The following is a 471-nucleotide window of genomic DNA, read 5'->3' as shown; positions in this document are numbered from 1 at the left end:
GGAGCCCCGGAACCGGGAGGGGAGCGTCCCCGTCGAGCACCCGGTCGCGAACGGCGAGGACGGCGTCGTACATCACGTCGCCGGTCACGACCACGTCGCCCCTGATCCCGCCGTCGTGGAGATTCTCCGCGGCGTTTTCTCCGGGCGTCAACAGCAGGTCCGAGCAGTGGTCGGTGAGGACGCGGTTCACCTCCTCGGGCATCGACCACTTGCCGCTCCGGAGGCCGGCCTCGACGTGCGCCAGGATCGGTTCCCGTTTCGCCGCGACCAGCGCGGCCGCGAGCGTCGAGTTCGTGTCGCCGTAGACGAGAACGGCGTCCGGCGACTCCGCCTCGATCACCTCGTCTATCAGGCGCATCATCTCGGCCGTCTGCGGGGCGTGATCCGCCGATCCCACACCGAGGTTGTACTCCGGTTCCGGGATGTCGAGCTCCTCGAAGAAGACCCCGGACAGCGACTCGTCGTAGTGCT

1 protein-coding gene is annotated in these 471 nt (G+C 68.6%); it reads right to left on the bottom strand.

The window, feature by feature from the left end; all coding sequences use genetic code 11:
- On the bottom strand, window positions 1–471 hold a 471-nt coding region (locus EXE44_RS18125), incomplete at both ends, for a UDP-N-acetylglucosamine 2-epimerase (RefSeq protein ID WP_137718056.1).

The organism is Halorubrum sp. SS7 (genome assembly GCF_005435055.1).
GTDB classification, from domain to species: Archaea; Halobacteriota; Halobacteria; order Halobacteriales; family Haloferacaceae; genus Halorubrum; species Halorubrum salinarum.
The sequence above is the reverse complement of the archived record's forward strand: the minus strand, read 5'-3'. Positions and strand labels throughout refer to the sequence as shown.